The organism is Microcystis sp. M53598_WE2 (genome assembly GCF_030067735.1).
Classification (GTDB): domain Bacteria; phylum Cyanobacteriota; class Cyanobacteriia; order Cyanobacteriales; family Microcystaceae; genus Microcystis; species Microcystis aeruginosa.
Genome location: NZ_JASJFE010000448.1, coordinates 1 through 2,348 on the forward strand (window position 1 = coordinate 1; position 2,348 = coordinate 2,348).

Genomic DNA, 2,348 nt, shown 5'->3' on the forward strand with positions numbered 1-2,348 from the left:
CCTCCTAAAAAACTTAAATCCCTTTTCCTAGTTCTTGTTTTGACCTGAAACTACCCCGAAGTTTCCTGACACGGCAGCCTAACCATCTCCCCTTAACCCTTGCTTCTCCCCAGATTATCCCCTAATTTTTGTATAAATTTATACCCGACAAAAATAGTCGGGTATATTTGACACCAAGATTTTGCGGGTGATAGGATGCTTATAGATTCAGTTGACGGCAAGACAGGAAAATCATGACCCTAGCGACAAACATCGAAACCTCAAAATTCATCCCCACCTTTACCCGCTTGGTTTCTAAGGAAGGAGGGACCTCCTACCCCCTGAAAGCGCTGAATATCTGCGAAGAAACCTTTGCCCCCCTGGAAGTGGACTACGATTACGACCTCATCCGTCGCACCGTTACCAGAGAAAGCATTCAAGCAGGTCCCAATTCCATCTGGCGCTATCGTTCCTTTTTGCCGGTGGAAAGTGAAAATCCTATCGATGTGGGTACGGGTATGACTCCCCTAGTTAAATCCCACCGTTTAGCCCGGCGCTTGGGTCTAAAAAATCTCTACATTAAAAATGATGCCGTCAATATGCCCACTCTCAGCTTCAAAGATAGAGTGGTATCCGTCGCCCTTACCCGGGCCAAAGAATTAGGTTTTACCACCGTTTCCTGTGCTAGTACGGGAAATCTGGCCAATTCCACCGCCGCTATTGCCGCTCACGCTGGTTTAGACTGTTGTGTTTTCATTCCCTCCGATTTAGAAGCGGGTAAAATTCTCGGCACCCTAATCTATAATCCCACGGTCATGGCGGTTAAAGGCAATTACGATCAGGTCAACCGTCTCTGTTCAGAAGTGGGCAACACCTACGGTTGGGGTTTTGTCAACATCAATCTGCGTCCCTACTATTCCGAAGGTTCCAAAACTTTAGGCTTTGAAGTGGCTGAACAATTAGGCTGGAAACTACCCGACCATATTGTCGCACCTTTAGCCAGTGGTTCCCTCTTTACCAAGATTTATAAAGGCTTCCAAGAATTCATTAAAGTCGGTTTGGTGGCAGATAAACCAGTGCGTTTTAGTGGCGCTCAAGCGGAAGGTTGTTCCCCCATTGCCCAAGCTTTCAAGGAAGGACGGGATTTTGTCGCCCCAGTTAAACCCAATACTATCGCCAAATCGATCGCTATTGGTAATCCCGCCGATGGTGTTTATGCCCTTGATATTGCCCGTAAAACTGGCGGTAATATTGAATCCGTCACCGATGCCGAAATTATCGAAGGTATTAAACTTTTGGCAGAAACGGAAGGCATTTTCACGGAAACCGCGGGCGGTACGACTATCGCTGTCTTGAAAAAATTAGTAGAAGCGGGTAAAATCGACCCCGAAGAAACCACGGTCGTTTATATCACTGGTAATGGTCTAAAAACCCAAGAAGCGGTACAGGGTTATATCGGTGAACCCCTGTTAATCGAACCGAAATTAGAAAGCTTTGAACGGGCCCTGGAACGTTCCCGCACCCTCGAACGCCTCGAATGGCAACAGGTTCTCGTCTAGAATTGATGTTCGGGGATGATGGGGCGATTATCCCCTTGCCTCATCTCCACAAGCAATTTAAATTCGCGTGCAGCTTACCGTCCTTTCCACTTTTTCCTTGATATCTATGGCTGTAAAAGTTCTCATTCCTACTCCCCTGCAAAAATTTACAGAAAATAAGGCTACCATCGAGTGTAGTGCTAGTAGTGTCGGTGATTTAATCGAATCCTTAGAAGCAAGTTTCCCCGGTATTAAAGCCCGCTTATGCGATGAAGAGGGCGCACCCCGGCGCTTTTTAAATTTCTACGTCAACAGTGAAGATATTCGCTTCCTCGATGGGACAAAAACCCCCTTAAAAGATGGCGATGAAGTCAGTATCGTTCCTGCGGTAGCTGGAGGTTAACCTCCCCATAAGTTTGTTTTCCGTCAATTGTAATTAGACCCCTAGAAAGTGATGTTTTCTGGGGGCTTTTATTCAGGTAAGTTCTAAGCTGTCCGCACATTTAAGTAGGGTTTGCTGAAAAAGTTTTTCCTGGGGGCAGGGTGTAGGGTGTGGGGTGTGGGGTGTGGGGTTTTACCCATTTTAATCGGGTAAATTACCTAATTTTCAGGGAAAAAGTCCAGGGATTTTCTCCCCGACCACTCCCATATCTGGTACTTTTTGATTGACAAAAAGTCTAAAAGTCTTACCCAACAAGGTTTTTAGATTTATTCAGCAAACCCTAAATAGCAACCAATAATTTCTCTTGTCTTTCTATCAATTAACCGCCAAATATAAACCTTTATCGTCTTAGAAAAAACCCAAGACCACATCTCATCACATTCTCTAAC

2 protein-coding genes and 1 pseudogene are annotated in these 2,348 nt (G+C 45.4%); 2 read left to right on the plus strand and 1 reads right to left on the minus strand.

Going from position 1 to position 2,348, the window contains the following annotated elements; translation table 11 throughout:
- Window positions 1-233 precede the first annotated feature (233 nt).
- Window positions 234-1,538: a threonine synthase gene (thrC, locus tag PX636_RS09385; protein ID WP_002757901.1), complete on the plus strand. Its 1,305-nt coding sequence runs from the start codon at window positions 234-236 to the stop codon at window positions 1,536-1,538.
- Between the two features lie 106 nt (window positions 1,539-1,644).
- Entirely contained in the window at window positions 1,645-1,920 is a 276-nt protein-coding gene (locus PX636_RS09390) for a MoaD/ThiS family protein (protein WP_002735127.1), read from the plus strand.
- 314 nt (window positions 1,921-2,234) lie between these two features.
- Here the strand turns inward: PX636_RS09390 and PX636_RS09395 are convergent.
- Window positions 2,235-2,348: pseudogene (locus PX636_RS09395) on the minus strand (ISNCY family transposase); the annotation flags it as partial.